Genomic DNA, 2,556 nt, shown 5'->3' with positions numbered 1-2,556 from the left:
CGTCTTCCAGGCGCCCGTGTTCACCGAGCCGAAGTTCCAGACCCCGGAGCGGGCCGCCGCCGAAGCCGCCGCGGAGGCGGTCGAGCCGGAGGGGTCCGAGCGCGAGGAGTACGCGGAGGAGCGCGCCGAGAGCGGTTCGCCTCGTCGCCGTCGTCGCCGTGGCGCCCCGGCCGAGGAGCCGCAGGCCGCCGAGGCCGTGGCGCAGGAGGGCGAGGCCGCGGAGACCGAGGAACCGGAGGAGTCCGCCGAGGACCTCGCCGAGGGCGAGCAGACCGAGGAGACGGAGGGCGCCGAGGGCTTCGAGGAGTCCGGTTCCCGCCGCCGTCGCCGCCGTGGCGGCCGGCGCCGCCGCCGCGGTGACGCCGCCGAGGCCGGCGAGGACGCCGAGGCCGAGGAGCTGGGCGCCGAGCAGGCCGAGCAGGACGCCGAGGACACCGCCGAGCAGGAGGAAGAGGACGCCGAGGAGGCCCGGGACGAGTCCGGGGCGTCCACCGCCGGCAGCCGTCGCCGCCGTCGCCGTCGCCGCCGGGCCGGTGACACCGCCGTGGACGCCGAGCCGTCCGCCGACGACCCGGAGCGCACCGTCGTCAAGGTCCGCGAGCCGCGCAAGGCCGGCGAGCCGTCCGACGAGGTGCAGTCCATCAAGGGCTCCACCCGCCTGGAGGCCAAGAAGCAGCGCCGCCGGGAGGGCCGCGAGCAGGGCCGCCGCCGCGTTCCGATCATCACCGAGGCCGAGTTCCTGGCCCGCCGCGAGGCCGTCGAGCGCGTGATGGTCGTGCGCCAGCAGGGCGACCGCACGCAGATCGGCGTCCTGGAGGACGGCGTGCTCGTCGAGCACTACGTCAACAAGGAGCAGTCGACCTCGTACGTCGGCAACGTCTACCTGGGCAAGGTCCAGAACGTGCTGCCGTCGATGGAGGCGGCCTTCATCGACATCGGCAAGGGCCGCAACGCCGTCCTGTACGCCGGTGAGGTCAACTTCGAGGCGCTCGGCATGTCGGGCGGCCCGCGCCGCATCGAGTCCGCCCTGAAGTCCGGCCAGTCCGTGCTCGTCCAGGTGACGAAGGACCCGATCGGGCACAAGGGCGCCCGCCTGACCAGCCAGGTCTCCCTCCCGGGCCGCTACCTCGTGTACGTCCCCGAGGGCTCCATGACCGGCATCAGCCGCAAGCTGCCCGACACCGAGCGGGCCCGGCTGAAGACCATCCTCAAGAAGATCGTCCCCGAGGACGCGGGCGTCATCGTGCGCACCGCCGCCGAGGGTGCGAGCGAGGACGAACTGCGCCGGGACGTCGAGCGGCTGCAGGCGCAGTGGGAGGAGATCCAGAAGAAGGCGAAGAACGGCAACGCCCCGACGCTGCTGTACGGCGAGCCGGACATGACCGTCCGGGTCGTGCGCGACATCTTCAACGAGGACTTCTCCAAGGTCGTCGTCAGCGGTGACGAGGCCTGGGAGACGATCCACGGGTACGTCGCGCACGTCGCGCCGGACCTGACGGCCCGGCTGTCGAGGTGGACGTCCGAGGTCGACGTCTTCGCCACCTACCGGATCGACGAGCAGCTCGCCAAGGCACTGGACCGCAAGGTCTGGCTGCCCAGCGGCGGTTCGCTGGTGATCGACCGGACCGAGGCGATGGTCGTCATCGACGTCAACACCGGCAAGTTCACCGGCCAGGGCGGCAACCTGGAGGAGACGGTCACCAGGAACAACCTGGAGGCGGCCGAGGAGATCGTGCGCCAGCTGCGGCTGCGCGACCTCGGCGGCATCATCGTGATCGACTTCATCGACATGGTCCTGGAGTCCAACCGCGACCTGGTGCTGCGCCGCCTGCTGGAGTGCCTGGGCCGCGACCGGACGAAGCACCAGGTGGCCGAGGTGACCTCGCTGGGCCTGGTGCAGATGACCCGCAAGCGGGTCGGCCAGGGCCTGCTGGAGTCCTTCTCCGAGACCTGCGTCCACTGCAACGGCCGTGGCGTCATCGTGCACATGGAGCAGGCCGGCACCGGCGGTGGCGGCGGCAAGCGCAAGAAGCGCGGACGCGGCGCCGACGCGCACGAGCACGTGCACGAGACGGCCGCCGTGGCCGTGGAGACGGGCGAGGCCGTCGAGCCGGAGCCGGAGACCGCCGTCGAGGTGGCCGCCGAGGTGGCCGAGCCGGTCGCGCTCCCCGCGCCGGACTTCGCGCCGGACGAGGAGCTGTACAGCAGTGTCGCCGAGGCGGAGGCGGCGGCCACCCGTGGCCGCACCCGTCGCCGGGCGAGCCGCCGGGCGACGGCTCCGGCCGGTGCGCCCCAGACGGAGAAGGCGTCCGGGAAGGCGCGGGAGACCCGGAAGGCTCCCGAGGCCCCCGAGGAAGCGGGCGCGCAGGCTCCGACCGCCCAGGACGTCACCGCCGCGGAGGCGGCGGCGCGCCCGGTGCGGCAGGAGCCGGCCGCCGAGGCCCTCGCCGAGCCCATGGCCGCCGAGGACCACGTGGTCCCGGCGCCTCAGGCCGAGGCGCCTGTCGCCGAGGAAGCCGCGCCGATGGGCCGTACGCGCCGCCGGGTGACCCGGAA

General features: G+C 73.7%; 1 protein-coding gene. It reads left to right on the top strand.

Annotated elements, in window-relative coordinates:
• Positions 1-2,556 (top strand): Rne/Rng family ribonuclease (locus ACLU3S_RS36645; protein ID WP_413956296.1); only part of this gene is annotated, 2,556 nt, incomplete at both ends.

It is taken from the genome of Streptomyces sp. AF1A (genome assembly GCF_047340315.1).
Taxonomy (GTDB): Bacteria; Actinomycetota; Actinomycetes; order Streptomycetales; family Streptomycetaceae; genus Streptomyces.
Note: the sequence above shows the minus strand (reverse complement) of the source record. Positions and strands in the feature narration are given on the sequence as shown.